Source organism: Streptomyces sp. NPDC046203 (assembly GCF_040646255.1).
In the GTDB taxonomy this organism is placed as follows: Bacteria; Actinomycetota; Actinomycetes; order Streptomycetales; family Streptomycetaceae; genus Streptomyces.
On the sequence record NZ_JBEYZX010000005.1, the window covers coordinates 243,415 to 268,343 of the forward strand.

26 protein-coding genes and 1 pseudogene are annotated in these 24,929 nt (G+C 73.0%); 19 read left to right on the top strand and 8 right to left on the bottom strand.

The window, feature by feature from the left end; translation table 11 throughout:
- Positions 1-10 precede the first annotated feature (10 nt).
- Entirely contained in the window at positions 11-487 is a 477-nt protein-coding gene (locus ABZ990_RS06725) for a hypothetical protein (protein ID WP_361226302.1), read from the bottom strand.
- Between the two features lie 151 nt (positions 488-638).
- Positions 639-1,850, bottom strand: coding sequence for a pyridoxal phosphate-dependent aminotransferase (locus ABZ990_RS06730; protein ID WP_361226305.1), 1,212 nt, complete (start codon positions 1,848-1,850; stop codon positions 639-641).
- A 266-nt stretch (positions 1,851-2,116) separates the two neighbouring features.
- Between ABZ990_RS06730 and mptB the strand changes: the two genes are divergently transcribed.
- Positions 2,117-3,553 (top strand): polyprenol phosphomannose-dependent alpha 1,6 mannosyltransferase MptB, encoded by a 1,437-nt coding sequence (gene mptB / locus ABZ990_RS06735; RefSeq protein ID WP_361226307.1) that lies wholly within the window; start codon positions 2,117-2,119, stop codon positions 3,551-3,553.
- Between the two features lie 69 nt (positions 3,554-3,622).
- Here the strand turns inward: mptB and ABZ990_RS06740 are convergent, their stop codons facing one another.
- The 3 genes from ABZ990_RS06740 to ABZ990_RS06750 form a co-directional block, all read right to left on the bottom strand.
- Entirely contained in the window at positions 3,623-4,180 is a 558-nt protein-coding gene (locus ABZ990_RS06740; protein ID WP_361226310.1) for a Uma2 family endonuclease, read from the bottom strand.
- A gap of 138 nt (positions 4,181-4,318) precedes the next feature.
- A complete protein-coding gene (locus ABZ990_RS06745; protein WP_361226311.1) occupies positions 4,319-5,929 on the bottom strand; it encodes a D-aminoacylase in 1,611 nt (536 codons plus the stop codon).
- A 19-nt stretch (positions 5,930-5,948) separates the two neighbouring features.
- Positions 5,949-7,235 (bottom strand): alanine racemase, encoded by a 1,287-nt coding sequence (locus tag ABZ990_RS06750; RefSeq protein ID WP_361226415.1) that lies wholly within the window; start codon positions 7,233-7,235, stop codon positions 5,949-5,951.
- 302 nt (positions 7,236-7,537) lie between these two features.
- On the opposite strand from ABZ990_RS06750, the gene ABZ990_RS06755 reads away from it, so the two are divergent.
- Positions 7,538-8,413: an IclR family transcriptional regulator gene (locus ABZ990_RS06755; protein WP_361226314.1), complete on the top strand. Its 876-nt coding sequence runs from the start codon at positions 7,538-7,540 to the stop codon at positions 8,411-8,413.
- 9 nt (positions 8,414-8,422) lie between these two features.
- A complete protein-coding gene (locus ABZ990_RS06760) occupies positions 8,423-8,833 on the top strand; it encodes a RidA family protein (protein WP_361226317.1) in 411 nt (136 codons plus the stop codon).
- 274 nt (positions 8,834-9,107) lie between these two features.
- Here the strand turns inward: ABZ990_RS06760 and ABZ990_RS06765 are convergent, their stop codons facing one another.
- Entirely contained in the window at positions 9,108-10,802 is a 1,695-nt protein-coding gene (locus ABZ990_RS06765; RefSeq protein ID WP_361226320.1) for a glycoside hydrolase family 18 protein, read from the bottom strand.
- 408 nt (positions 10,803-11,210) lie between these two features.
- Between ABZ990_RS06765 and ABZ990_RS06770 the strand changes: the two genes are divergently transcribed.
- The 13 genes from ABZ990_RS06770 to ABZ990_RS06830 all read left to right on the top strand — a co-directional run bounded on the left by ABZ990_RS06770 (position 11,211) and on the right by ABZ990_RS06830 (position 21,425).
- Positions 11,211-12,134 carry a hypothetical protein gene (locus ABZ990_RS06770; protein WP_361226323.1) on the top strand — a complete coding sequence of 308 codons (924 nt, stop codon included), beginning with the start codon at positions 11,211-11,213 and terminating at the stop codon, positions 12,132-12,134.
- Between the two features lie 172 nt (positions 12,135-12,306).
- Entirely contained in the window at positions 12,307-13,023 is a 717-nt protein-coding gene (cpaB, locus tag ABZ990_RS06775) for a Flp pilus assembly protein CpaB (RefSeq protein ID WP_361226326.1), read from the top strand.
- Positions 13,024-13,032: 9 nt separating this feature from the next.
- Positions 13,033-14,292, top strand: coding sequence for a P-loop NTPase (locus ABZ990_RS06780; RefSeq protein ID WP_361226329.1), 1,260 nt, complete (start codon positions 13,033-13,035; stop codon positions 14,290-14,292).
- A gap of 134 nt (positions 14,293-14,426) precedes the next feature.
- On the top strand, positions 14,427-14,765 hold the full coding sequence (locus ABZ990_RS06785) for a TadE/TadG family type IV pilus assembly protein (protein ID WP_361226331.1): 339 nt from the start codon (positions 14,427-14,429) through the stop codon (positions 14,763-14,765).
- A 158-nt stretch (positions 14,766-14,923) separates the two neighbouring features.
- Positions 14,924-15,295: a TadE/TadG family type IV pilus assembly protein gene (locus ABZ990_RS06790; protein ID WP_361226334.1), complete on the top strand. Its 372-nt coding sequence runs from the start codon at positions 14,924-14,926 to the stop codon at positions 15,293-15,295.
- Positions 15,292-16,638, top strand: coding sequence for a CpaF family protein (locus ABZ990_RS06795; RefSeq protein WP_361226336.1), 1,347 nt, complete (start codon positions 15,292-15,294; stop codon positions 16,636-16,638). Before ABZ990_RS06790 ends, ABZ990_RS06795 begins: the two co-directional genes overlap by 4 nt.
- 108 nt (positions 16,639-16,746) lie before the next feature.
- A complete protein-coding gene (locus ABZ990_RS06800) occupies positions 16,747-17,691 on the top strand; it encodes a type II secretion system F family protein (protein WP_361226338.1) in 945 nt (314 codons plus the stop codon).
- Between the two features lie 13 nt (positions 17,692-17,704).
- Positions 17,705-18,592, top strand: a complete 888-nt coding sequence (locus ABZ990_RS06805; protein ID WP_361226418.1) for a DUF5936 domain-containing protein — start codon at positions 17,705-17,707, stop codon at positions 18,590-18,592.
- Positions 18,593-18,603: 11 nt separating this feature from the next.
- Positions 18,604-19,194, top strand: a complete 591-nt coding sequence (locus ABZ990_RS06810; RefSeq protein WP_361226341.1) for a response regulator transcription factor — start codon at positions 18,604-18,606, stop codon at positions 19,192-19,194.
- Positions 19,195-19,308: 114 nt separating this feature from the next.
- Positions 19,309-19,521: a Flp family type IVb pilin gene (locus ABZ990_RS06815; protein ID WP_361226344.1), complete on the top strand. Its 213-nt coding sequence runs from the start codon at positions 19,309-19,311 to the stop codon at positions 19,519-19,521.
- Entirely contained in the window at positions 19,521-20,183 is a 663-nt protein-coding gene (locus ABZ990_RS06820; RefSeq protein ID WP_361226346.1) for a pilus assembly protein TadG-related protein, read from the top strand. Before ABZ990_RS06815 ends, ABZ990_RS06820 begins: the two co-directional genes overlap by 1 nt.
- Before the next feature lie 23 nt (positions 20,184-20,206).
- A complete protein-coding gene (locus tag ABZ990_RS06825) occupies positions 20,207-20,800 on the top strand; it encodes a hypothetical protein (RefSeq protein ID WP_361226349.1) in 594 nt (197 codons plus the stop codon).
- Positions 20,801-20,810: 10 nt separating this feature from the next.
- Positions 20,811-21,425, top strand: a complete 615-nt coding sequence (locus ABZ990_RS06830; protein WP_361226352.1) for an OmpA family protein — start codon at positions 20,811-20,813, stop codon at positions 21,423-21,425.
- 3 nt (positions 21,426-21,428) lie between these two features.
- Here ABZ990_RS06830 and ABZ990_RS06835 read toward each other — a convergent pair whose 3' ends face one another.
- Positions 21,429-22,448 (bottom strand): hypothetical protein, encoded by a 1,020-nt coding sequence (locus tag ABZ990_RS06835; protein ID WP_361226355.1) that lies wholly within the window; start codon positions 22,446-22,448, stop codon positions 21,429-21,431.
- 181 nt (positions 22,449-22,629) lie between these two features.
- Between ABZ990_RS06835 and ABZ990_RS06840 the strand changes: the two genes are divergently transcribed.
- Together ABZ990_RS06840 and ABZ990_RS06845 are read left to right on the top strand one after the other, a co-directional pair.
- A complete protein-coding gene (locus tag ABZ990_RS06840; RefSeq protein ID WP_361226358.1) occupies positions 22,630-23,127 on the top strand; it encodes a hypothetical protein in 498 nt (165 codons plus the stop codon).
- 11 nt (positions 23,128-23,138) lie between these two features.
- Complete coding sequence (locus ABZ990_RS06845; RefSeq protein WP_361226361.1) at positions 23,139-24,317, top strand: hypothetical protein; 1,179 nt, start codon at positions 23,139-23,141, stop codon at positions 24,315-24,317.
- Between the two features lie 67 nt (positions 24,318-24,384).
- Here the strand turns inward: ABZ990_RS06845 and ABZ990_RS06850 are convergent, their stop codons facing one another.
- Entirely contained in the window at positions 24,385-24,735 is a 351-nt protein-coding gene (locus tag ABZ990_RS06850; RefSeq protein WP_361226364.1) for a DUF192 domain-containing protein, read from the bottom strand.
- Positions 24,736-24,773: 38 nt separating this feature from the next.
- Here ABZ990_RS06850 and ABZ990_RS06855 point away from each other — a divergent pair.
- Positions 24,774-24,929 (top strand): annotated as a pseudogene (locus tag ABZ990_RS06855) (prepilin peptidase); the annotation flags it as partial.

Genomic DNA, 24,929 nt, shown 5'->3' on the forward strand with positions numbered 1-24,929 from the left:
CCGGGGCCGATCAGGGGGCGCCGACCAGGGACGGGGTCGGGGCGGGGGTTACGGCAGTTACGGCGGGGGCTACGGCGGGGTCCGGGGTCGGCGTCGCGGGGGCGGGTGCCGGTGCGGCGAGTGCCGCCGTGTGCGCGTCCATGCGCTCGGCGGCGAGGATCGCGGCGGTCGTGTCGGCCCGGGAGGCCGCGACGACCAGCGCCCGGCCCGCGAGGGCGTGCGCCTTGCGGTGCAGCACCGCGGCGGGCGCGCCGCTCAGGCCCGCGTGCCGGGCCGGCGGGGTGCCGCGCAGCCGCGCGACCTGCCGGGCGATGAGTTCACCGGCCGCGCTGTCGCCGAGTTCGTCGGTGACGGCGAGCAGGGCGGCGAGATGACCGGCGAGCTGGATGTCCAGCTCCTCCTCGCGGGAGCGGTGCGGGAAGTCGAGCCGCTCGCGGGAGGGGTCGGCCATCCGGTGGACCGACTTGGTGCGGATCGGTTCGTACATGCGACGGCCTCCCTGCCCAGGTGCTTGAAAAGCATCCTAGCTTGGATTCCGTCTAAAGTTGAGCCTCGTCCGAAAAGGGTGGAAGGCGGGGTTCAGTGAGGCCCCGACGAGCAGCGGAAGGTGCTCGTCGGGGCCTCGCCGCTGATACCGGTCAGCGCTGGCTGTAGCCGTCCAGGAAGGTGCCGATCCGGGTGACCGCGTCCGCCAGATCCGTGGCGGAGGGCAGCGTCACGATCCGGAAGTGGTCCGGCTCGTGCCAGTTGAAGCCCGTCCCGTGCACCACCATGATCTTCTCGGACCGCAGCAGGTCGAGGACCATCTGCCGGTCGTCCTTGATCTTGTAGACGTTCGGGTCCAGCCGCGGGAACAGGTACAGCGCGCCCTTCGGCTTCACGCACGTCACGCCAGGGATCTGGGTGAGCAGCTCGTACGCCGTGTCCCGCTGTTCGAGCAGCCGACCGCCCGGCAGCACCAGCTCCTCGATCGACTGCCGTCCCTGGAGCGCGGCGGCCACCGCGTGCTGCGCCGGCATGTTGGCGCACAGCCGCATGTTCGCCAGGATCGTCAGGCCCTCGATGTACGAGGAGGCGTGCGCCTTCGGGCCGCAGACCGCGAGCCAGCCGGAGCGGAAGCCGGCCACCCGGTAGTTCTTGCTCATGCCGTTGAAGGTGAGCACCATCAGGTCGGGGGCGATCGCGGCCGTCGGGGTGTGCGTCGCGCCGTCGTAGAGGATCTTGTCGTAGATCTCGTCCGAGCAGACCACCAGCTGGTGACGGCGGGCGATGTCGGTGAGCGCGCGCAGCATCTCGTCGTCGTAGACCGCGCCGGTCGGGTTGTTCGGGTTGATGATCACGATCGCCTTGGTGCGATCGGTGATCTTCCGCTCGATGTCCTCCAGGTCCGGCATCCAGTCCGCCTGCTCGTCGCAGCGGTAGTGCACGGCCGTACCGCCGGCGAGCGACACCGAAGCCGTCCACAGCGGATAGTCCGGCGCCGGGACCAGCACCTCGTCGCCGTCGTCGAGCAGCGCCTGCATGGACATCTGGATCAGCTCGGAGACGCCGTTGCCGAGATAGATGTCCTCTATCGACAGCGGGATGCCCTTGGTCTCGTAGTGGCTCATCACCGCGCGCCGCGCGGACAGCAGCCCCTTCGCGTCGCCGTAGCCGTGCGCGCCGGAGAGGTTGCGCAGCATGTCCTCGAGGATGGCGGGCGGGCATTCGAAACCGAAGGCGGCCGGGTTTCCGGTGTTGAGCTTGAGGATGCGGTGCCCCGCCGCCTCCAGCCGCATCGCCTCTTCGAGGACCGGGCCCCGGATTTCGTAACAGACGTTGGCGAGCTTCGTGGACTGGATCACCTGCATGAACCGAGCTTACGGCGGTGCGGAGCGATGGCGCGCCGTGTTCTGGGACACGTCGCCCGGAGGGAGGGGGTGGGGGACGGGGTGAGCGGGGGGCGGGTGGCGGTGCCGGGGTCGGGGCCGGGGCCCGCCGGGGTCGGGGGCTGGGCGCCGGGGCTGGGCGCCGGGGCTGGGGGTGAGGCCGGGGGCGCACGGGGGCGTGGGCGGTGGTGCGGGCGGTGACGGGGGCTCGCGGGGGCTTCTGGGGGCGCAGGATAGGTTGTCCCGTCATGTGGGTTTTCTCCGCCGCCGGATGCCGGTGGCTCGGCGCGGCCGGTGCGCTCGCCGTCACCGCCGGCGGCTGGACCGCCGGAGCCCTGCCCGTACGCGGCGGGGCCGGCCTGTGGCAGCCGCGCGGCACCGCGCTCACCACGGCCGGCGCGATCCTCGCGTACCTCGGACTGACCCTGCTGCTCGCCGCCTGGTGGCAGTACGGGCGGCTGCTGCGCGCCGGAGCCTCGGGCGACCGGACCCTGGCGACCCTCGGCTGGTGGGCCGGGCCGCTCGTGCTCGCCCCGCCGCTGCACAGCGCCGACGTCTACAGCTACATCGCCCAGGGCGCGATGGTCCTCGAAGGCCACGACGTGTACGGGGCCGGGCCCTCCGTCCTCGCGCCCGGCGAGCTTGGCGCGGACGCCGCCGCGTCCGTCGGCGGCCACTGGACGGACACCCCCGCGCCGTACGGACCGGCCTTCCTCGTTCTCGCCGAGGCGGTGGTGAAACTGACCGGCGGGTCGGTCGTACCCGCCGTGCTCGGCATGCGGCTCGTCGCCCTCGGCGCGCTCGCGCTCCTCGTGTGGGCGGTCCGCGGCCTCGGCGGCGGCCCCGGCGCGCTCTGGCTCGCCGCGCTCAACCCGCTCCTGCTCGTCCACGTCGTCGCCGGCACCCACAACGACGGCCTCATGATCGCCCTGCTGCTGACCGGGGTGCTGCTCGCGGTGCGCGGGCGGTGGGTCCTGGGCAGCGCGGTCGTCGGCCTCGCGGCGACGGTGAAGTCCCCGGCGGTGCTCGGGCTGCTCTTCATCGGCGTCCTCGTCGCCCGGCGGCGCGGCGGCGCCGGGGGAGTGGTGCGCGGACTCGTACTGCCCGGGGCGGTGGCCGCCGCCGTCGCCGCCGGGGCGACGCTGCTCGCCGGGACCGGCTTCGGCTGGCTCCGTACCCAGAGCGTCGCCGCCACCATCCACACCGCCCTGTCGGCGACCAGCGACCTCGGCCTCGGACTCGGCCTGCTGGTGGCCGACGACCCCGGACCGGTGAAGGGTGTCGTGCAGCAGCTGGGCCTGGTGGCGGCGGCCGCGATCGTCGCCATGGTGGCCTGGCGCGCGTGGCGGGGCCGGATCGACCCCGTCCTCGGGCTCGGGATCTCGCTGCTCGCGCTGGTGGCGCTGTCCCCGATGGTGCAGCCCTGGTACGTGCTGTGGGGGACGTGCGTGGTCGCGGCGGTGGCGTGGGACGGGCGGCTCGGCCGGTCCCTGGCCGTGCTGTGCGGGGCGCTGACGTACGAGACGGCGCCGTCGGGCCACACCCCCTGGTACGGCTTCGTCCTCGCGGCCCTCGCCCTGGGGGCGGGGCTTTGGCTGTCCCGCGTGGACCTGCCGTCGATGGCCGGGGCGAGTGCGGCGATCCCGGGGCAGCGGAGGGATTTGAGGGTGGTGGACCGGGCCTGAGGCGGGGGCGGGTCTCCCCACAGGTCGGGCCAGGCCAGATCAGGCCAGATCAGGCCAGGTCAGGCCAGGTCAGGTCAAGTCGCCGGTGTCGAGGTCCAGGGGGCCGAACGGCTCGGGCAGTCGGACCCGGGCGCCGAAGGGGTGCGGGCCGTCCACGCGCGTGTAGCCGAGCCTGCCGGGCTCGGAGTACACGGTCACGCTCTTCTCCTGCCGGTCCACGACGAGGTAGAGCGGGGCGCGGTATTCGGCGTACCGCTCGCGCTTCACGATGCGGTCGGTGTCCGCGTTCGCATCCGAGGTGACCTCGACGACGAGGAGAGTGTCCTCGGGGAGCAGCGTGGCGGCCCCCTTGGCCTGGGCCGCCGACACCACGGCGATGTCGGGGACGAACCAGTTGGGCGAGCCCGGCAGGTCCAGATTTCCGGAGCCGGTGATGCAGCCGAGTTCGCGCGCCCGGGGACGTACCTGATCGCGGATGGTCTCGGCGGCGGCTTCGTGATCCCAGGCCGGCGGCGAAGGCTCGATGGTTCCTTCGATGATCTGGACGCGGTCGCCACGGACATGCCGGATGGCGTACTTCAGGGCCTGTTCCGGGTCGTCGCTGTCATAGGAGGGGACTGAGGCCATCGTCCGTCCCTCGTTTCGTCCCGGCCGGAGGGGCTGGAGGCATGCCGGGGTCCGCCGGGGCCGACGCTACCGCCCGCCCGTCGTCCCCAGGGAACGCTGTCACCCGTATGGAGGTATGCCGCTACTGGAGGTATGCCGCTACGCGACCGGCGTGCGGCGGATCGCGCGGCCCGCGAGGGTCTGGGTCCGGCGGCCGTCCTCGATCACGAACTCGCCCGCCACCAGCACGTACGGAATACCGGTCGGCAAGGTACGCGGGGCGTCGTACGTGGCGCCGGACGCGACCGTCGCCGGGTCGAAGAGGACCAGGTCGGCGACGTACCCCTCGCGGATCCGCCCCCGGTCGGGCAGCCGCAGCCGGGCCGCCGGGCGCGAGGTCAGATGGGCCACGCACTCCTCCAGCGTCAGCACGCCCTCGTCGCGGACGTACCGCCCCAGGTACTCCGGGAACGTGCCGTACGCGCGCGGATGCGGCTTGGCGCCCTGGAGGATGCCGTCCGAGCCACCCGTGTGCGCCGGGTGCCGCATGATCGCGCGGACGTTTTCCTCGTGGCCGACGTGCTGGAGGATCGTCGGGCCGAGCCGGTCCGCGAGCAGCAGCCGGCGCGCGGCCGGCCAGCCGTCGAGACGCCGGCCCACCGCGTCCGCGAGGGCCGGGTCGGTCACCCCGGAGATCTCGATCGTGTGCCACTCCATCGGCACCCCGTGACAGCCGTCGGAGCCGGTCACCTCCAGGTGGTGCCGGATGCGTTCGGCGGTCGCGTCGTCCCGCAGCCGCGCGAGCAGCGCCTCGGGCCCGCCCTCGTGCGCCCAGCTCGGCAGGACGGCCGCCAGGGTCGTACAGCCGGGGGTGTACGGATAGGTGTCGAGGCTGATGTCCGCGCCCGCCGCGAGCGCCTCGTCGAGCAGCGCCAGCAGCTCCCCGGCGCGGCCCTCGTTGACGCCGAAGTTCATGGTGGCGTGCGCGAGATGCAGCGCGCAGCCCGCCTCACGGGTCAGCCGCACCATCTCCTCGTACGCGGCGAGCGCGCCGGCGCCGTAGGAGCGGTGGTGCGGGCAGTAGTAGCCGCCGTACTCGGCCACCACCCGGCAGAGCGCGGTGAGTTCGGAGTCCGGCGCGTACATCCCCGGGGCGTAGGTGAGGCCGGACGACATGCCGACGGCGCCCTGTTCCAGGCCCTCGGCGACGAGCGCCCGCATCCGGTCCAGCTCGGCGGCGGTCGCGGGCCGGTCCGCCCAGCCCATGGCGTACATCCGCACCGTGCCCTGGGGGATCAGATACGCCGCGTTGACGGCGATGCCCCGGCCGCCGTGCGCGGTGTCCAGGCGGTGCAGGTACTCGCCGACCGTACGCCAGTCGAAGTCGATGTCGCCCTCCCCGGGGCCGCCGCCGTTCCAGCCCGCGATCGCCCGCCGTATCTCGCCGAGGGTGCGGTCGTCGGCCGGCGCGTACGACAGACCGTCCTGGCCCAGGACTTCGAGGGTCACGCCCTGCGCGGCCTTCGCGCTGTGGTCCGGGTCGCGCAGCAGCGCCAGGTCGCTGTGGGCGTGCATGTCGATGAAACCGGGGGCGAGGGCCAGCCCCTCGGCGTCGATCACCCGGCGGGCGGTCGGGCGCTGGCAGCCGGCCGCCGCGCCCTCCTTGACGATCGCGGCGATCCGGCCGCCCGCGACGGCGACATCGGCGCGATAGGAGGGCGCGCCGGTGCCGTCGACGACCTCGGCGTCCTGGAAGACGAGATCCCACACGGTGTACGGCTCCTGGAATCTAGAAGAAGGTGCGGATGTAGTCGACGACCGTGCCGTCCGCCTCGACCAGCGGGATCAGCTGCCACTTGTCGAACGACGTGCACGGGTGGGACAGGCCCATGCCGAGCCAGTCGCCGACCTCCAGATCCGCGCCCTCGTCCGTGCGGACCCAGGCGTGCTGGTCGGACAGACCGGTGACGGTGATGCCGTCGGCGGGCCGGATCGCGCCGGTACGGGCGTCGCGGACGACCTGCGCCTCGGGGAGGTGGAGGTCGTGGGCGGCGTCGCGCTTGCCCGCGTTGGTGAACGCCTGCGCGCCGGTGGGACGCGAGACGACCTGCGACCAGAGCCGGAACGCCGGCTGGAGCGCGCCCTCCTCCGGGATCCGGTTGAAGGGGGTCTTCTCGCGGTACTGGCCGTCGTCGTGGGAGACGTACGCGCCGGAGCGCAGCAGCTTCAGGACGGGCCGGGAGAGCGCGGGGAGGTCCGCGAACACGTCGGCGACCGCGTCGAACCAGGCGCTGCCGCCCGCGCTGACGACGATCTCCTCGACGGACGCGTCGAAACGGCCCGCCTTGTCGAAGCCGGCCGCGAGCGCGGTGAGCCGGCGTAGCCAGGACCGCACCCGCTCCGGGTCGGCCTCGGGCACCTCGCCCTCGTAGCCGGCGACGCCGACGAGACGCAGGGTGCGGGTGGCGGCGACCGCGTCGGCGACGGCGGCGCAGTCGTCCTCGGTACGGGCGCCGGTACGGGCCCCGTCGCCCGCGCCCAGCTCGACGACCACGTCCACGGCGCGGCGCGCGCCCGCCTCCGTCAGCGCCTGGTCCATCAGCTCGACCCCGCGCACCGAGTCGACGTAACAGACGAGCCGGAAGTCGGGGTCGGCGTCGAGTTCGGCGGCGATCCAGCGCAGCGCGACCGGGTCGACGACCTCGTTGGCGAGGAAGATCCGGGCGATGCCGTGGGCGCGGTAGACCCGGGCCTGGTGGGGGACGGCGGCGGTGATGCCCCAGGCGCCGTGGGCGATCTGGAGGTCGAAGAGCCGGGGCGCCATGGAGGTCTTGCCGTGCGGCGCGAAGGCGAGGCCGTGGCGCTCGGTGTACGTCTCCAGGAGGCGCAGATTGTGCGCGACGGACTCGGCGGAGAGGGCGAGCACGGGGGTGGTGAAGCCGCCGGTGAAGAGATTGCGGCGCTGGGCGGCCAGTTCGCCGACGGTCAGGCCCTCGGCGTCGGGCGGCAGGGCCTTGAAGCGGTGGTCGACACGCTCACCGGCCAGGTCGGGCAGCTTCGGCGGTCGCGGCGGCATCGACGGGTCCGTCGGCAGCGGCGCGTGCATCCGCGACTTCGGCAGATTCGGCTGTTGCGGCTGTTCCGGCACGAAGGTCTCCTCCTCGTCGGGGCGTTGCGTGTTGCATGGTGTGCAACACCTGTTGCGTATGCTGCTCAAGGTTGTCTAACATCCGGCCCTGCGCCGGGTCAACGCGCCCGCGCGGATCCCGCTTCCCGCTTCCCGTGGCCCGCGGAGGGGAAACCGGTGAGGCGGCGCCAGACGGCCCCGTCGGCTGGGCGCGGAAACGGGATCGGGAACGACCAGGAGGTACGTACGCCATGAGCCAGACCGTCGACCGCGCGCTCAGCATCCTGCCGCTGCTCGCGCGGGGACCCGCCGACCTCGGGCAGGTCGCCGGCCGGCTCGGCGTCCACAAGTCGACTGCCCTGCGCCTGCTGCGCACGCTGCACGAGCACGGCCTCGTCTACCGCCAGCAGGACCAGCGTTACCGCCTCGGCGCCGGCCTCTTCGCCCTCGCGCAGGAAGCCGTCGAGAACCTCGACGTCCGCGAGATCGCCCACCCCCACCTTGCCGCGCTCGGCGAGCGGACCGGCCACACCGTCCATCTCGCCGTCCGCGAGGAGGGCGAGGTGCTCTACATCGACAAGGTGGAGAGCCGCTATCCGGTCCGGATGTACTCCCGGATCGGCAAGCCGGTCGCGATCACCGTCGCCGCCGTCGCCAAACTGCTCCTCGCCGACCTGCCCGAGCCCGAACGGCGCGCCCTCGCCGCTCGGCTCGACTACCCCCGCTACACGCCCCGTTCGACCTCGGACGCCGCCGCCTTCCTCGCGGAGCTGGCGACCGTACGGGAACAGGGGTGGGCCACCGACCTCGGCGGCCACGAGGAGTCCATCAACTGCGTTGCCGCACCCGTCCGCGGCGCGGACGGCCGGGTCGTCGCCGCGATGTCGGTCTCGGCGCCCAACGTGGTCGTCACGGCGGACGAACTCCTCGCTCTGCTCCCGCTGGTGCGGCGGACGGCCGAGGAGATCAGCGCCGAGTACGCGGGTACGACGGCGGGCGTGACCGGCACGATCGCCACCGAGCCGGCGCCGATGCGCGACACCACGAAGACCCCGGACACCTCGAACACCCCTGAAAGCCCGGACACCGGAAACCCCGGAGACCCCGGATATCGCGGAAACCCCTAAGGACAGCGCATGACCGAGAAGATCGCCCTCACCCCCGCCACTCACACGACCCCGCCGGCCCGGTTCTCGCACGGCGTGAAGAAGGGCAACATCCTCCAGGTCGCCGGTCAGGTCGGCTTCCTGCCCGCCGTGCCCGGACAGCCGCCGGTGACGGCCGGCCCGACGCTGCGCGAGCAGACCCTCCAGACCTTCGCCAACGTCAAGGCGATCCTGGAGGAGGGTGGCGCCACCTGGGACGACGTGATGATGATGCGCGTCTACCTCACCGACGTCGACCACTTCGCCGAGATGAACGAGATCTACAACGCGTACTTCGAGGAGCAGGGCCTCACCGCCCCCGCCGCGGCCCGCACCACGGTCTACGTCGGCCTGCCCAAGGGGCTGCTCATCGAGATCGACGCGCTCGCCGTCCTGGGCTGAGCCCGGGTTCCGGCCTCCGCCCCGGGTTCCGGCCCCCGGCCCTGAATTCCGGCCCCCGCCTCGGACTTCGGGCCCCGCGCCCGAAGCGCCCGCCCCTGGAACGCCCGAAGCGCCGCCGGGGGAGCGGCGGCGCTTCGAGGGGGAACCCCGGGGGAGTGTGGGGATCCCCCGGAGGAGCGAAGGGGCGGGACTCCGGGGCCCTGGGGCCCCGGGCCACGGAAGGCCGTGGCCCGGGGATTCCGGCAGGCCCGGGGATTCCGCCAGTCGGCCAGGGTTACGGCAGGCCGTGGACGTGCGGGCCGACCGCGTTCGACCAGGCGTTGCCGGCCGTCGCGTCCCAGTTCGTCGACCAGGTCATCGCGCCCCGGATGCCCGGGTAGGTCTTCGACGGCTTGAAGGAGCCGCAACTCGTGCCCTTGGCCAGGCAGTCGAGGGCGTTCTTCACGATCTGCGGGTCCACGTAGCCGCTGCCCGCGCCGCGCGTCGAGGCGGGCACGCCGAGGCCGACCTGGGAGGCGTCCAGGCCGCCTTCGAGCTGGATGCAGGCGAGCGCGGTGAGGAAGTCCACCGAGCCCTGGCTGTACACCTTGCCGTCGCAGCCGAGCATCGAACCGCTGTTGTAGTACTGGGTGTTGACCACCGTGAGGATGTCCTTCACGGCGAGCGCGGCCTTGAAGTACTCCGTGCCGGCCGATTGCATGTCGAGGGTCTGCGGCGCCATCGTCAGGACCAGCCCGGAGCCCGCCTTGGCCGACAGCTGGCGCAACGCCTTCGCCAGATAGGTGGAGTTGACGCCGTGCTCCAGGTCGATGTCGACCCCGTTGAAGCCGTACTCCTGCATCAGGCCGTACGCGCTGTCGGCGAACGCGGTGGCGGTCGCGTCGCTGTTGATGGTGACGTTGCCCAACTCGCCGCCCACCGACAGGATCACGGACTTTCCGGCCGCCTTCTTGGCCGCGATGTCGGCCTTGAAGTCGGCGGCCGACGCGTATCCGACGGCCGGGTCGAGGGTGAAGCCGATCCGCCCCGGCGTGGTCGTCGACTCGGCGAACGACACCGCGATGATGTCGTACGCGGACGGCACGTCGCGCAGCTTCTGCACGGTGGCGCCGTTGTTGAAGTTCTGCCAGTAGCCGGTCACGGCGTGCTTGGGCACGGCCGGGCCGGGGCCGGGGGTGCCCGCCTCGGATGTCTTCGCCGCGACCGCCGCCGACTTGGGGGACTCGCCCGCCGCGTTGGAGGCCGTCACCTGGAACTGGTACGTGGTGTTCGCGGCGAGCCCGGTGACGGTGGCCGAGGTGCCGCTCACCGTGGCCGCGAGGGCCCCGTCGCGGTAGACCTTGTAGCCGGTCGCGCCGGAGACCGCGCCCCAGGAGAGGGAGACCGAGGACGCGGTGACGCCGCCCGCGGCGAGCCCGGCCGGAGCGCCCGGGACCGACGGGCCCGGGTCCGTACCGCCGCCGCCGTCGGGACCGAGGACGCTCACGTCGTCGACGGAGTAGGCGGCCGTGCCGTACCACCCGTGCGTGTAGATCTGCACCGACGTGGTGGACGAGCCGGTGGTGAAGGTGGTGGTCAGCTGCTTCCAGGTGCCGCTGTCCGGTGTCCAGGTGGACACGTCGGTGGTGCCCGTGCCGCGGGCGCCGAGGTAGGCGTACCCGCCCTGCACCCACGCGCTCAGCGTGTACGTCGAGCCGGGCTTCACGGTCACGGTCTGGACGCACTCGGCGTTGTCGGCGCCGGCGGGGGTGGCGCGCAGGGCGCCGGTTCCGGTGCGGACGGGCGACGAGACGACGGCGCCGCTGCCGCCGGAACAGGACCAGCCGGTGAGTCCGTTCTCGAAGCCCGCGTTCCGGGCGACATTGATGTCGCCCGCGGCCTGGGCGGCGGTGGCCTGGGCGAATGTGCCCGCGAGGGCGAGTCCGGCGCTGACGGCGAGGGCCAGCGCGGCCCTGGTGGTGCGCTCCACGTGCTGCCTCCGATGGGGGATGGGGGGAGGGGAGGTGCGCGGAACAAGTTGGTCCAGACCAATTGGGTTGTCAAGACCTCTGGCAGAGAAGGGCGTTCGGACCGGAGGTGTGCGGGGGGAGATGTGGCGGGGGCGCGGAGAGGATGCGGACGGGCGTCAACACCCACGAAATTGCCTGAGCTTGGACGATTGTGTGTTCAGTACTCCAGGGGCCTGGATAAAGTGCGGAGGCGGTAACGCCGCAATCGCGGGTAGTGATCAGTGGGGCCGCCGAGGCCGCCGAGGTCACGGGGCTTGCCGGGGTTGTCGGGGTTGCCGTGACCGCGGAGGCCACCGGGGTCAGTGGGGCCGCCGGGCCATCGAGTGGTCGAAGTGGGATTGAGGGATCGAGGGATCGGGGAGCCCGACGTGCCGACAGCGATCGCGGTCACCAGCGCCGACCTGGTGCTGCCGCCGACCGACCCGCAGACACCGCCGGCCGCTGTGCTGCCGGGGCCCGACGCCCGGCCGCTCGACGCCGCGCTCGCCGACGTACGCCAGTTGCTCGACCACCACGGGCATCTGATCGTCGTCTGCCCCGACAGCGCGCCGCCCACCGCCGTCCAGCGCCTCCACGCCGTACGGGCGCTGCTCGAATCCGACCGGATCGCGATCGTCCGCACCGCGCTGCCACCGCTCGGCGCCGCCGTCCTGGTCCGCCAGCTCCGGCAGCTGTCCGCCTGCGACTTCAGCCCCGGCGTCCTCGCCTCCGCCGCCCGGCTGCTCACCCACTACGTCTACGCGGGCGCCGTCCTCGGCTCGGTCGCCAAGCTCGACCACGTACCCGTCGGACTCGGCTCCCACCTCAAGGGCTGGCTGCCCGGCGCCCACTTCGCCGTCCTCGCCGGGCCCACGCCCCAGCTCGTCCGCCTCCCCGGCGGCGGCGGTGGCGGCGGACGCGGCGGACGTGGCGCGCGCGGGGCGGACGGCGAGCAGCTCACCGGCCCCGAGTTCGCCACCGACCTCGTCCTCGCCCGAGGCCAGCTCCAGACCGACTGGCCCACCGCCACCCTCGCCCCGCGCTGGCGGGCCCGCGCCGTGCAGGAGACCGCGCTGCCCGAGTCCTCCGCGCGCTGGTGGGGCACCGGACGCCTGGTCGAGTTCACCGCGTACCTTCCCGACCTGCCCGTCCTGCACCAACTCGTCACGTCCGTACGGCGCGAGACGTGCCACTGGTGCCGGATGGAACTCCTCGGCGACCGCTGCGGCTTCTGCGCCGCACCGCTGACCCGGGGCGAGACCGCCCCACCGGTGCTCACCGCCCCGGCCGCCCGTACGGCCATAGGGCCATAGGGTCCGCCCCTCGCCGAACCCCGCCCCAGAGCCCGCGACTTCAGCTCCGGACCCGAGACCCGGCCCCCGACCCGGACCCGAGGCCCGACCCGTCCCCGCCCCGTCCCGTCCCCGACCGCCCGTCACTCCCCGTCCGTCGCGTCACCCGTTCCCGATCGAGGTAGTACCGGCCATGAACTCCCGCCAGCGCCGCGGCGTCATCCTGCTGCTGCTCTCCGTCCTGTGCGCGCTCGGCGCCTTCGCCGGCGTCCTCACGGTGATCAGCGACGTCAACTCCAAGGTCGGACCCGAGACGACCGCGTACCGGGTCAAGGGCGACATCGAGCCCTACACCCCGCTCGGCCCCGACAAGTTCGAGAAGATAACGATGCCCGAGCGCTGGCTCCCGGCGACCGCCGTCACCGATCTGCGCCGCACCCAGGGCAAGATCGCGGTCACCACCCTCAAGGCGGGCTCGCTGCTGCAGAGCGACATGATCGTCGACCGGCCCGCGCTCGCCCCCGGCCAGCAGGAGATCGCCATCATGATCGACGCGGCGACCGGAGTGGCCGGCAAGATCACCCCCGGCTCCGCCGTCAACATCTACGCCACCTTCTCCGGCGAACGCGGCGGCCAGAGCGCCACCCAGACGCCCCAGTCCAAGCTCATCGTCGCCGGCGCCCGGGTCATCGCCGTCGGCAGGATCACCCCCATCGAGAACCGCGACGACCGAGGCGCCCGTGCCACCGAGGCCGTCCCCATCACCTTCGCCCTCTCCACGGCCGACACCCAGCGCGTCGCCTACGCCGAGTCCTTCGCCCAGCACGTCCGCCTCGCCCTGGTCGCGCCCGGCTCCGCCGCCACACCCGATCCGCGCGATCGCACCTACACGCTCGACAAGGACAAGTGAGGCGCGCCCATGACCACCAGGATCCTGCCCGCGGTCGGCGACCCGGACGCGGCCCGCGCGGTCCTCACCCTCGTCGGACAGCTGCCCGACGCCGAACCCGCCGGGCCCGTCGCCGACTCCACCCAGCTGCTCGACACCCTCGCCGGGCTGGCCGCCGTCTCCCTCGACGAACTGCCCGACGTCGTCCTCGTCCACGAACGCATCGGCCCGGTCCCCGCGCTCGACCTCGTGCGCGAGGTCGCCCTGCGCTTCCCCGCCGTCGGCGTCGTCCTGATCACCGCCGACGCCAGCCCCGTCCTGTTCTCCGCCGCCATGGACTCCGGCGCCCGGGGCCTGGTCACCCTCCCGCTCGGCTACGAGGAACTGGCCAGCCGGGTCCAGGCCGCCGCCCAGTGGGCCGCCGGCGTGCGCCGCCACCTCGGCGGCGCGGGCGAGAGCGGACCGTCCGGGCCCGGCGGCACCCTCGTCACCGTCAGCGGCGCCAAGGGCGGTGTCGGCACCACGCTGACCGCCGTCCAGCTCGCCCTCGCCGCCCGCGCCTCCGGACGCACCGTGGCCCTGGTCGACCTCGACCTCCAGGGCGGCGACATCGCCTCGTACCTCGACGTCCAGTTCCGCCGCTCCGCCGTCGACCTCGCCGCCATCAACGACATCTCGCCCCGGGTCCTCCAGGACGCCGTGTACGTCCACGAGACCGGCCTCAGCCTGCTCCTCGCCCCCGGCGAGGGCGAGCGCGGCGAGGAGGTCACCGAACGCGCCGCCCGCCAGATCGTGCACGCCCTGCGCGGCCGGCACGAGGTCGTCGTCGTCGACTGCGGCTCCCACCTGGACGCGGCCGGCGCCGCCGCGATCGAGACGGCCGACACCGCGCTGCTCGTCACCACCCCGGACGTGGTCGCCGTACGGGCCGCCAAGCGCGTCGTACGGATGTGGGACCGGCTCCAGATCCGCAAGCCGGAGGAGACCACCGTCCTCGTCAACCGGCACCAGCGCACCACCGAGATCCAGCCCGCCCTGATCCAGCGCATCACCGGCACCCGGATCGCGGGCGTCGCCGTCCCCGCCCACTTCAAGGAACTCGCCGCCGTCGTCGACGCGGGGCGGCTGCACGACCTCGACGCGCGGTCGACCGTCAAGCAGGCGCTGTGGCGGCTCGCGGGCGAACTCGGCCTGGTCGCGGCCGCGGCGGCGCAGCCCGGCAAGGAGCCGGCGCGCGGCGGCGACCGGGGCGCGCTCGGCGCGCTGCGGCGGCGCGGGGCAGGGCGCTAGCGATGCCGGGGCCGGGGTCGGGGCCGGTCGGGGGCCGCGTACGGGGGTGGTGTGCGCCGTACGGGGGGCGTGCGCCGCGCGGGGCGTGGCGGGGGCGCGTACGGCCGCGGGGTGCGCGGGGCGACGGCGGGCAGGTGGCCGTCGAGTTCGTCGGCATGCTGCCGCTGATCCTGCTCACCCTGGTGCTGCTGTGGCAGTGCGTCCTGATCGGCTACACGTACACCCTCGCCGGGAACGCGGCCGACGAGGCCGCCCGCGCCGGGGCGGTCGACGGCGACTGCCGGGCGGCGGCGCTGCGGCACCTGGACGGCGCGTGGAAGGCGAAGGCGGCGCCGGACTGCTCGGGGCCGAGCGGGGGGATGTACCGCGCCCGGGTCACCCTGAAGGTGCCCGTGCTCTTCCCGGGCGCCGGCTCGATCCCCTGGGACGTCGTCGGCGAGGCCGCCGCCGTATGGGAGGGAGGGCCGCGATGAGGTTCTTACGCGAAGGAGGGGGCGCCCGGGGACGGGGCCGATGCGCTCGTCCGGCCCGATCCGTGCGACGGGACCGGAGCCGATCCGTGCGCCCGGACCGATCCGTGCGACGGGACCGATCCGTGCGACGGGACCGACCCGTGCGGCAGGACCGACCCGTGCGGCGTGACCGTGGCCGGGACCGGGGCCAGGTCGCCGTCGAGTACCTGGGCTTTCTGCCGATCCTGCTGCTCGTCGGCCTGGCCGGCATCCAGCTCGGCATCATCGCGTACGCCGCCCAGCAGGCGGGCACGGGCGCGCGGGCGGCCGCGCGCGCCGCGAGCGCGGACGACCCGGGCCATGTCCTCCCCGACCCCAGGCCGGCCGGGAAGGCGGCCATGAGCGGCTGGATCGCGCGCCGCAGCGAGGTCGCCGAGTCGGGCGGGGTCGCGACCGTGACCGTCCACATCCCCTCCGTCGTCCCGTTCTGGCACTTCGACGACGTACGCAGGACCGCCACCATGCCCGTGCCCGAGGAGAGACAGCCATGAGCCTGCGGGCCCGTATCAACACCCCCGAGGACGACCGGGCGAACGGCGGCGGGCGGGAGGACGGCCACCTCGTCGCGTCCTTCCGGGCCAAGCTCCTGGAGGAGATCGACCTCACGGAGATGTCGGCGCTCCACGCCGCCGAGCGCCGGGCCCGCCTCGAACGCGTCCTCGGCCACATCATCAGCCGCGAGGGCCCGGTGCTCTCCACGGCCGAACGCGGCCGGCTGATCCGCCGCGTCGTCGACGAGGCTCTCGGGCTCGGCGTCCTCGAACCGCTCCTCGAAGACGCCTCCATCACCGAGATCATGGTCAACGGCCCCGACCAGATCTACATCGAACGGGCGGGCCGGGTAGAGCTGTTGCCGCTGCGGTTCGCCTCCCAGGAACAGCTGATGCAGACCATCGAACGGATCGTGTCCACCGTCAACCGGCGGGTCGACGAGTCCAATCCGATGGTCGACGCCCGGCTGCCGTCCGGCGAACGCGTCAACGTCATCATCCCGCCGCTCTCGCTCACCGGCCCCACGCTCACCATCCGCCGCTTCCCGCGCTCGTACACCCTGCACGAGATGATCGGCCTCGGGTCGATGGACGAGCAGATGCTGTTCCTGCTGGCGGGGCTCGTCCAGGCCAAGTTCAACGTCATCGTCTCCGGTGCCACCGGCACCGGGAAGACCACGCTCCTCAACGCCCTGTCCGGGCTCATCCCCGAGGGCGAGCGGATCATCACCATCGAGGACTCCGCCGAACTCCAGCTCCAGCAGCCCCATGTCATCCGGCTGGAGTCCCGGCCTCCGAACATCGAGGGACGTGGCGCGGTCACCATCCGCGACCTCGTCCGCAACTCCCTGCGGATGCGGCCCGATCGCATCGTCGTCGGCGAGGTGCGCGGCGGCGAGACCCTGGACATGCTCCAGGCCATGTCCACCGGCCACGACGGCTCGCTGGCCACCGTGCACGCCAACTCGGCCGAGGACGCGCTGATGCGGCTGCAGACCCTCGCGTCGATGGCGGAGGTGAAGGTGCCCTTCGAGGCGCTGCGCGACCAGATCAACAGCGCCGTCGACGTCCTCGTGCAGCTCACCCGCCACCCCGACGGCACCCGCCGGGTCACGGAGATCGCGATCCTCGCCTCCAGCGGGCGCGAACGCTATCTCCTCGCCACCGTCAGCCGTTTCCACGCCCGGCCGCTGGCGGCGGACGGGCGGGTGTACGGCGAGTTCGTCCACCATCCGCTGCCGCGCCGCGTCGCGGAACGGCTCTACATGGCGGGCCAGCCGCTGCCCCAGGCGTTCGGCGTGGCGGCGGACGACGCCCAACTGGCCGTCCGGGAAGCGAAGTAGCGCCATGAGGACGGACGGCCGAGCGGCCGGAAAAACCGGCGAGACGGGCATGGCCAGTCGGGCCGGAAGGAACCGCACGTACGAGAACGGGAAGAAAGGGCAAGGACGGTGAACCCGACTCTGCTGACCGCGGGCGTGGCGCTGGGCGCCTGTGTTCTCGCCGTCGTCGGCGTCCAGTTGTACGCGAGCGGCGCGGCGCAGCGGGACGCGCTGATCGCCCGTCTCTCCCGGTCCGCCGGAGAGCACGACGGGGATACGGGCCGGCGCGGCCGGCCGTTTCGCGGCGTCGACCGCCGGGTCCGGCGGACCGCGCTCGGGCGCGCGCTCGAACGACGTATCTCCGCCACGGGGTTGGAGGTGACGCCGGGCGAGTTCGTGGTCTACATGGCCGTCGCGGTGGCCGTCCTGTGGGCCACCGGACAGGCGCTGCTCTCCTCGTTCTTCGGACCGCTGTGCGGCTTCCTCGGCGTGTGGATCGCGCTGGGATTCCTCAACTGGCAACGGCAGAAGCGCATCGAGAAGTTCATCAACCAGCTTCCCGAGCTCTCCCGCATCCTCGCCAACGCCACGCAGGCCGGTCTCGCCCTGCGGATGGCCCTCTCGCTCGCCGCCGACGAGATGGAGGCCCCGGCCGGCGACGAACTGGAGAAGGTCGCCCAGCAGCTCGCCGTCGGCACCTCCATCGACGACGCCCTCGGCGAACTCGCCGACCGGCTCCCGTCCCGTGAACTCGTCGTCCTCGTGACGACGTTGGTCCTCGCCAACCGGGCCGGCGGCACCGTCGTCTCCTCGCTGCGCAACCTCACCGAGACGCTGGAGGAACGCAAGGAGACCCGGCGCGAGGTCCGCACCCAGCTGTCGCAGGTGAGCATGACGGCGTACTCCGTCCCGGTCATCGGCATCGGCTCCCTGCTGCTCATCGACAACATGCAGCCCGGCGCACTCGACCGGATGACCGGCTCCGGCATCGGCCAGATCGCGGTGATCGCCGCCTTCGCGCTGTACGCCGTCGGGTTCGTCGTCATCCGCCGTGTCGCCAAGATCGACGTGTGAGGGCGTGACCGCCATGGATCTCCTGCTGGCCCTCCTCGCGGGCCTGTCCGTCGCCGGCGCCGCCTACGGCATCCGCCTCTACCGCGCCGACGCCAAACTGCCCGCCGACCTCCAACTCGCCCTGGAAGTCGGGGCCACCCGCACCGGCGCCGTCTACTCGGCCGTCGACCGCCTCGGCATGCGCTGGTCGCCCGCCGTCCTGCGGCTGATGGGTCCCAAGCGGGTCGACTCGGTACGCCGCCGCATCGACCTCGCCGGCAACCCCGGCGGTCTCACCCTGGACCGATACGGTGCCCGGCGCGCCGTCTACGGAGCCCTCGGCGTGATCGGCGGACTCCTGATGGTGGTGCGCGGCTCGTACCTCGTCGCGCTCCTCCTCTTCGCCTTCGGCGCCTTCTGGACCGAGGTCGGCATCTGGTCCGCCGTCCGCATCCGCAAGGACCAGATCGAACGGACCCTGCCCGACTTCCTCGACGTCCTCGCCGTCGTCGTCTCCGCCGGACTCGGCTTCCGGCAGGCCCTCGAACGCGTCGCCGAGAAGTACGAAGGCCCGTGGGCCGACGAACTGTCCATCACCCTGCGGCAGATGGACATGGGCGTCAGCCGCCGCGAGGCATTCGACGCCCTGCGCCGGCGCAACGACTCCGAGCAGGTCGCCCAGTTCGTCACCACCCTCCAGCAGGGCGAGGAACTGGGCGCGCCCATCGTCGACACCCTCATCCAGATCGCCAACGACATGCGCCGCACCGACGCGCAGAACGCGCGGCGCAAGGCGGCGAAGGCCGTCCCCAAGGCCACCATGGTCATCACCACGCTCATGGTCCCGGCCACGATGATCCTGCTCGGCGCGGGCCTGTTCCTGGGCACCGGCACCGACTTCGGCTCGATCACGGGCGAGTGAGGGGACGGCCGATGACCCTGCGCATCCTGGTGGTGAGTGCCAACCCGGTGGTACGGGCAGGCCTCGCCGTCCTCCTCGGCGCCTGCCCCGACCTCGACGTCACGACCACCGCGGCCGGCGACCCCCGCCACGCCCTGACCGAGACCCGCCGCACCGCCCCGGACCTCGTCCTCCTCGACGGCCTCCCGGAAGCCCTCCCCCGGCTCACCGCCCTGGCCCCGGTCGTCCACCTCACCCACACCCCGGCGGAGGGCGCGGGATGCGCGGGACGGCAGCTCGTCCACGGGAGGTTCGAGGTCGCGGACCTCTTGAGGGTGATACGAGAAGCTGCGACTGCACATACTGGCGCTGGCTCAACTGTCACGAATATACTGCGCTTCAGAAATTCTACTTCGCGAGTGCAACGATTCGGTCTGAGTGCGAGGGAGGTGGAGGTGATGGACCTGATCGCGTCCGGCATGACCAACCAGCGCATCGCCGCCACCTGCTCGATCTCCGAGAAGACCGTCAAGAACCACATCAACCGCATCTTCGCCAAGCTCCACAGCACCACCCGCGGTGAGGCCATCGCCTCCTGGCTCGGCACGAGGACGGCGTCATGACGCCGACTACGCACGGTCATTGGGCCTACGGACCCTGTGACCCACCCCTCCCCCCGGCGTACCCTGCCCCCGCCGGACTCGGCACGCACACGCAGTCATCCGGAGGGGAACCCCATGAACGACGCACTCCTGAAGGCCCTGACCAAGGCCAGGGTCCACGCGGCCGGTCGGCCGGGAAGACGGGCCGGCGACCGCGGACAGACGGCGGTCGAGTACCTGGGGATCATCGTGGTGGTGGTGGCGATCATCGTTGCGATCACGGGTACGGACATCGGGCAGACGATCAAGACGGCCATCGCGGACAAGATCGCCGAACTGATCGGCTAGTGCTCCGGGCCAGGGGTGGGGACAACGGTCAGGCATTTCCCGTCTACATCACCGTGGTGGCGGGCCTTCTCTTCCTCGCGTTCGTCTACTTCGCGGTCGGCCAGGCGGCCGCCGTCCGGAACGGGGGCCAGACCGCCGCGGACGCGGCCGCTCTGGCGGCCGCGCAGGACGCCCGGGACCAGCTGCGGGACGGCTGGCTCCGTGTCATCGGGGAGCCGGACCAGTGGGGCGACTATCTGAACGGCGAGGAGTACGACTCCTCCCGGGCCTGCGACAAGGCGGCGTGGTTCGCGGCCGAGAACGGCTCCTCGCTCGACGGTCCGTGCGAGGCCGGACCGGGCCGCGGGGGAGAGGAGTTCCACGTGCGGATCCGCACGAACCACTCCGTGGGCCGATCGAGTGTGCCCGGCACCGAGGGGCAGCACGCCAAGGCGACGGCGACCGCCGTCCTCGAACCGCTCTGCTCCTTCACCCCGCCCGAGCAGACGCCTCCGCCGTCACCCACCACACTCCCGCCGTCACCGGAGCCGACCGCGACACCGAGTCCCGAACCGACACCGATCACCGGACTCCGCTGCCGCGGTGTCGACTGGACGATCGATCCGGAACTACCACGGCTGCCGAGCGCGGCCGATCTCTTCACCGTCCGACTGGTCGACTGATGAACGAAGGACCTCGTTTCCCCATGAGCGTGCGGCACGCAAAGCAGATCGGCAGAGGAATCGCGACAGCGGCCCTGGCCACCGGACTGATCCTCGGCCTCTCGGGCTGCGGCGGCGACGAGAAGCCGGCCCAGGACGACAAGCCGGCGAAGAGCAGTTCACCTGCCAAGGCCGAGGGCGGGTCCGATGGACAGCAGCCGTCGCAGACGCAGGAGCCGGCCGAGGTGCTCGGCACCCTCACGGGGCAGAACGGATTCGAGCTGACCGTCACCTCGGCCGAGCGTGACACCGGAGGGTTCATCACCGTCAAGGGTGCGCTGAAGAACACCGATGGCAAGACCCGCTCCATTCCCGTGGGGATGCAGGGTGACGAGACGGAAGTGGTGAAGCACGGCAATTCGCTCGGCGGCGCCACGCTCCTGGACGGCCCGAGCAAGAAGCGCTACTACGTGCTGCGTGACACGGACGGCCGGCCCCTGACCACCACGGGGCTGACTGTCATGAAGGCGGGCGCCTCCGTCCCCGTCTTCATGCAGTTCCCCGCCCCGCCCGCCACCACCACCGAGGTCTCCCTCCAGCTCCCCACCTTCACCCCCGCCACCATCAAGCTCTCCTGAGGGTGCAGCCATGACCTCGACGACGACATCCCGCCGCCTCGCCGCCCTCACGGTCACCGTGCTGCTCCTGGCCGGGACCGCCGGGACCGCGCGGGCCGACGATCCGCCCGGGTCCGTGTCCGCCGGTGCGCCGTTGCCCGCCATCGACACCAAGTCGCCCGCGCTGATGCTGCCCGACGGGGCGACGCTCGCACCGCCCAAGGTGCTCGACATCAAGCAGATCGTCGAGGAGCAGGGCGGTGAGGAGCGGCGCGAGGACACCAATGTGGACGTGACGTTCGCGCTCCAGGCCGAGGTGCTGTTCGGCAAGGACAGTGCCAAGCTCAGCTCCTCCGCCAGCTCCCGGATCGCCGCCATCGCCGCGGAGATCAAGAAGCAGGGGTCCGGGCGGGTCCGGGTGTTCGGGTTCACCGACAACCTGGGGACGTACCAGCACGGGCTGAAGCTCTCCAAGGAGCGCGCCGACGCCGTGCAGCGGGAGCTGGCCAAAGGGCTGGACCCGGAGACGACCTTCGACATCCGCGGGTACAGCGAGGACTATCCGATCGCCGACAACTCCACCGAGGAGGGCCGCCGCAAGAACCGCCGTGTCGAGGTCTCCTTCCCCCGCACCTCCGGAGGGTGAGGTTCAGTCCGAGTCCGAGCCCAATTCCGAGTCCGAGCCCGACGCCGTCAGTGCAGCCAGTGCCATGCGGATGGTGGCCGTCATACGGCCCGGGTGGTCGAAGACCTCGCGTGCCGTGAAGCGCAGCACGCGGCGGACGCCCGGGCAGTTCTGGAGGTCGTTGAAGCGGCGGACGTCGCGCTCGTGGGCCGCGCGGCTGCCGTGATACGCGAAGCCCTCGATCTCGACGACCAGCCCGGCGTCCCGGAAGTAGAAATCGGGGTGCAGGGCCCGGCCCGCCGGGGTGCGCAGGGCCGGCTGAGTCTCCGGGCACAGGCCCGCGTCGCCCATCCGCAGCCGGGCCACGGTCTCGGCGGGGGAGCCGCAGCCGGGCACCGCCAGCGGTAGCCAGCGGCGGGCCGCGGGGCCGCCCGCGCGGCGCGGCGCGGCGAGCTCGACGGCCAGCTCCTCGGGCCGGACCAGCGGCGGGCGGCGCAACGCGCCCACCTGACGGTGGGACAGGGCCGAGTCCGCGACGACCACGGCGGCTTCCCGCCCCTCCGCCGCCCGTATCAGGTCGCCGACCGTGCGCGCCGGGGTCGTCACCCGCAGCCCGCGCCGCCGCCCGCAGTCCCGGTCGGCCAGCCGGGACGTGACGTACACACGTATGCCGCCCTCCCCGGCTCTGCCGCCCCTCCTCCCGCCGCTCCCACGGGCGGTGAACTCCAGCGGATCCTCCCTGCCCCCGCCGTTTCCCCCGCCCGCGCCGCTTCCCCCGCCTCCCGGCCCCCGCAACGACTCGATGCGATGCAGCGCCGCCGCCGTGCGGTGACTGCACACCAGGTCCGGACGCAGCAGCTGCGCCGCCCCCGCCCGCACCCGCCAGTCGACCTCCTTGCCCGGGACCGCCCACACGCCCCGGCACACCTGCTGCCAGCCATCCGCCCGCAGCCGCGCCGCGAGCCGCCTCGCCGGCCAGCCCGCGGCCATCGCCCACGCCGTGAGCAGCACCCCGCCCCTGGCGAGCCTCCACAACTCGTACATACGCCCAACGATCCACGGAAGGAGGACACTTCGCCAGCCCTGTGGAAAACCTGGCGAAAGGCGGCGTCAGGAAAGTGCAAAAGTGTGGGAAACGGACGAGAAGGACGTCCGGAGCGGGGCATTCTGATGTGCGGAGCTCCCCCTACTCGCACCGCACCAGCGCCTCCGAAACGGTCAGCCGATGACTTCCCCCACCCACACGACCACCCGCACGACCATCCCCTCGGCCACCCTCACCTCCTCGGCCACCTCCCTCCCCACGGCCGTCCCCACCTCCACCACGGCCGCCCCCACCCCCGCGAGCACCCCCACCCCCGGCGTCCGACTGGTCGGCGACCTCGTCACGTACGTCCCCGGGCTCCGCACCGCCTACGACGCGCACCTCGTCGCCCAAGGCCGCGTCCAGCCCCACGTCTTCTTCTGGGACGTCGTCCAGGCCACCGTCCACTCTTTCCTCGCCGACCCCTTACTCCCCGGCCGGCAGGGCGGCGCCGACTGGCAGCGCACCCTCGACTTCCTGGAGGCGCAGAGCCGCCTCGGCGTCGTCGGCATCGACGAGGTCATCATCACCTCGTTCCTCGGCGACCTGCCCCACCCCCACGAGCCGGGCCACCCCCTCGTCCGGCAGCTCGGCCCCGTGATGGCCGCCCGCTTCCACCATCTGCGACCCGGCGGCTGATAATCGGGCGCATGTCCCGCGCCACCCCCCACGCCCCGCCCGCCGCCCCCACGCCGTCGCCGCCGGCCGCACGCCCCGGACCCCTGTCCCTCCCAGGACTCCGGGCTCTCCCCGTCCCCTGGGCCGCGCTCGCCGGCTACGCCGCCACTCGTGTCCTCGGGCTCCTGGCCCTCACCCTCACCGCGGCGGCCACCGGCAAGGACGGGTGGCACCGGCTCAGCGGGCGCTGGGACGCGGTCTGGTACACGCGGATCGCCGAACACGGTTACGGCTACCAGGTCACCCTCCCCGACGGCGGCGTCCACGCCGACCTCGCCTTCTTCCCCCTCTTCCCCGCCCTCGAACGAGCCCTCGCCACCGTCTCGCCCCTCGACGCCGCCACCGCCGGCCTGCTCCTGTCCTGGGCCGCCTCGCTCGCCGCCGCCTGGGGCATCTACGCGGTCGGCGCGCACGCCCTGGGCCCCCGCACCGGCGTCGTCCTGGCCGTCCTGTGGGGGGCGTACCCGACGGCGTTCGTGCAGTCGATGGCGTACACCGAGACGCTGTTCACGGCCCTCGCCGCCTGGTCGCTGTACGCGGTGCTGCGCGACCGCCGGCTCCTCGCCGGAGCCCTGTGCGTCCTCGCGGGGCTCACCCGCCCGACCGCCGCCGCGCTGATCGCCGCGATCGGGATCGCCGCCCTGGTCACCGCCGTGCGGGAGCGCCGGCTGCGCGCTCCCGTCGTGTTCGGCGCGCTCCTCGCGCCGCTCGGCTGGTTCGCGTACATCGTGTACGTCGGCGTCCGCCAGGGCAGCGCCACCGCCTACTTCGACGTCCAGGCCGGCTGGGGCAACTCCATCGACGGCGGTGTGGCGCTGGCCCGCTTCATCATCGGCCTGCCCTGGCCCGCCGCCCTCGGCCTGTGCGCCGCGCTCGCGCTCCTGGCCTGGCTGGTCGTGCTGTGCGTGCGGCAGCGGCAGCCGCTGCCGCTGCTCGTGTACACCATCACCGTCGTCGTGATCTCGCTCATCGGCGCCGCCTACTTCGGCTCCCGGCCACGCCTGATGATGCCCGCGTTCGGCCTGCTCCTGCCGCCCGCCGCCGCCCTGGCCCGGCTCCGCACCCGTACCGCCGTGCCGGTCCTCGCCGGGTTGGCGCTGGCCTCCGCCGTGTACGGGGCGTTCACGCTCCTCGGCTCGGGCCCGCCCTGACGGTCACGGTCACGGTCGCTCCGGGCCCGGTCCCGGTCCCGGGCCCGAGCCGGTCCCGTCCCGGCCGTCACGGCTCCACGGCCACCGTCACACCGGGCACGAGGCCCCAGCCCGCCATCGCCCCGCCCGCCGCCTCCAGGACGTGCCGCCCGCGCAGCCGCACCAGACCCAGCCGGCCCGGCCGCATCGTCACCACGTCGAGGACGGTGAGCGAGCGGTCGAGATAGGCGATGTCGAGGGTGAAGCGCATCCCGAAGGTGTGGATGCTGTTCGTCGGGGTGATGAGCAGCGCGCCGTCGATCCCGTCCCGGCCGAGCAGCCCCCGCCGCCGGGCCCGGTACGACGCCGCGATCTCCAGCGGCACCACCCCGCCCGGCGTCCGAAGCAGTCCGGTCCCGTCCCGCCAAGTCCTCCCCATGCGCCCGACACTAGCCCTAGGGTCGGCCCGTGGACGCCCTGTCGCTCGCCCTCACCGCTGCCGCCGCCCTGTGGGGCGCCGCGGCCGGGCTGCTCGTGCCCCGGGCCGCGTACCGCTTCTCCGTCGCCCCCGAGGAACCCTGGCGGCCGGCCTGCCCGGCCGGCCACCCCTTCGCGGGCGGCCCGGCCCGCGGC

Coding starts and splice junctions, on each gene's coding strand:
- ABZ990_RS06795 (WP_361226336.1), top strand. CDS start 15,292: ATGAGCCTGCGGGCCCGTATCAACACCCCCGAGGACGACCGGGCGAAC.
- ABZ990_RS06840 (WP_361226358.1), top strand. CDS start 22,630: ATGACTTCCCCCACCCACACGACCACCCGCACGACCATCCCCTCGGCC.
- ABZ990_RS06755 (WP_361226314.1), top strand. CDS start 7,538: ATGAGCCAGACCGTCGACCGCGCGCTCAGCATCCTGCCGCTGCTCGCG.
- ABZ990_RS06835 (WP_361226355.1), bottom strand. CDS start 22,448: ATGTACGAGTTGTGGAGGCTCGCCAGGGGCGGGGTGCTGCTCACGGCG.
- ABZ990_RS06730 (WP_361226305.1), bottom strand. CDS start 1,850: ATGCAGGTGATCCAGTCCACGAAGCTCGCCAACGTCTGTTACGAAATC.
- ABZ990_RS06805 (WP_361226418.1), top strand. CDS start 17,705: ATGGATCTCCTGCTGGCCCTCCTCGCGGGCCTGTCCGTCGCCGGCGCC.
- ABZ990_RS06760 (WP_361226317.1), top strand. CDS start 8,423: ATGACCGAGAAGATCGCCCTCACCCCCGCCACTCACACGACCCCGCCG.
- ABZ990_RS06825 (WP_361226349.1), top strand. CDS start 20,207: ATGAGCGTGCGGCACGCAAAGCAGATCGGCAGAGGAATCGCGACAGCG.
- ABZ990_RS06780 (WP_361226329.1), top strand. CDS start 13,033: ATGACCACCAGGATCCTGCCCGCGGTCGGCGACCCGGACGCGGCCCGC.
- ABZ990_RS06845 (WP_361226361.1), top strand. CDS start 23,139: ATGTCCCGCGCCACCCCCCACGCCCCGCCCGCCGCCCCCACGCCGTCG.
- ABZ990_RS06830 (WP_361226352.1), top strand. CDS start 20,811: ATGACCTCGACGACGACATCCCGCCGCCTCGCCGCCCTCACGGTCACC.
- mptB (WP_361226307.1), top strand. CDS start 2,117: ATGTGGGTTTTCTCCGCCGCCGGATGCCGGTGGCTCGGCGCGGCCGGT.
- ABZ990_RS06740 (WP_361226310.1), bottom strand. CDS start 4,180: ATGGCCTCAGTCCCCTCCTATGACAGCGACGACCCGGAACAGGCCCTG.
- ABZ990_RS06750 (WP_361226415.1), bottom strand. CDS start 7,235: ATGCCGCCGCGACCGCCGAAGCTGCCCGACCTGGCCGGTGAGCGTGTC.
- ABZ990_RS06725 (WP_361226302.1), bottom strand. CDS start 487: ATGTACGAACCGATCCGCACCAAGTCGGTCCACCGGATGGCCGACCCC.
- ABZ990_RS06810 (WP_361226341.1), top strand. CDS start 18,604: ATGACCCTGCGCATCCTGGTGGTGAGTGCCAACCCGGTGGTACGGGCA.
- cpaB (WP_361226326.1), top strand. CDS start 12,307: ATGAACTCCCGCCAGCGCCGCGGCGTCATCCTGCTGCTGCTCTCCGTC.
- ABZ990_RS06850 (WP_361226364.1), bottom strand. CDS start 24,735: ATGGGGAGGACTTGGCGGGACGGGACCGGACTGCTTCGGACGCCGGGC.
- ABZ990_RS06815 (WP_361226344.1), top strand. CDS start 19,309: ATGAACGACGCACTCCTGAAGGCCCTGACCAAGGCCAGGGTCCACGCG.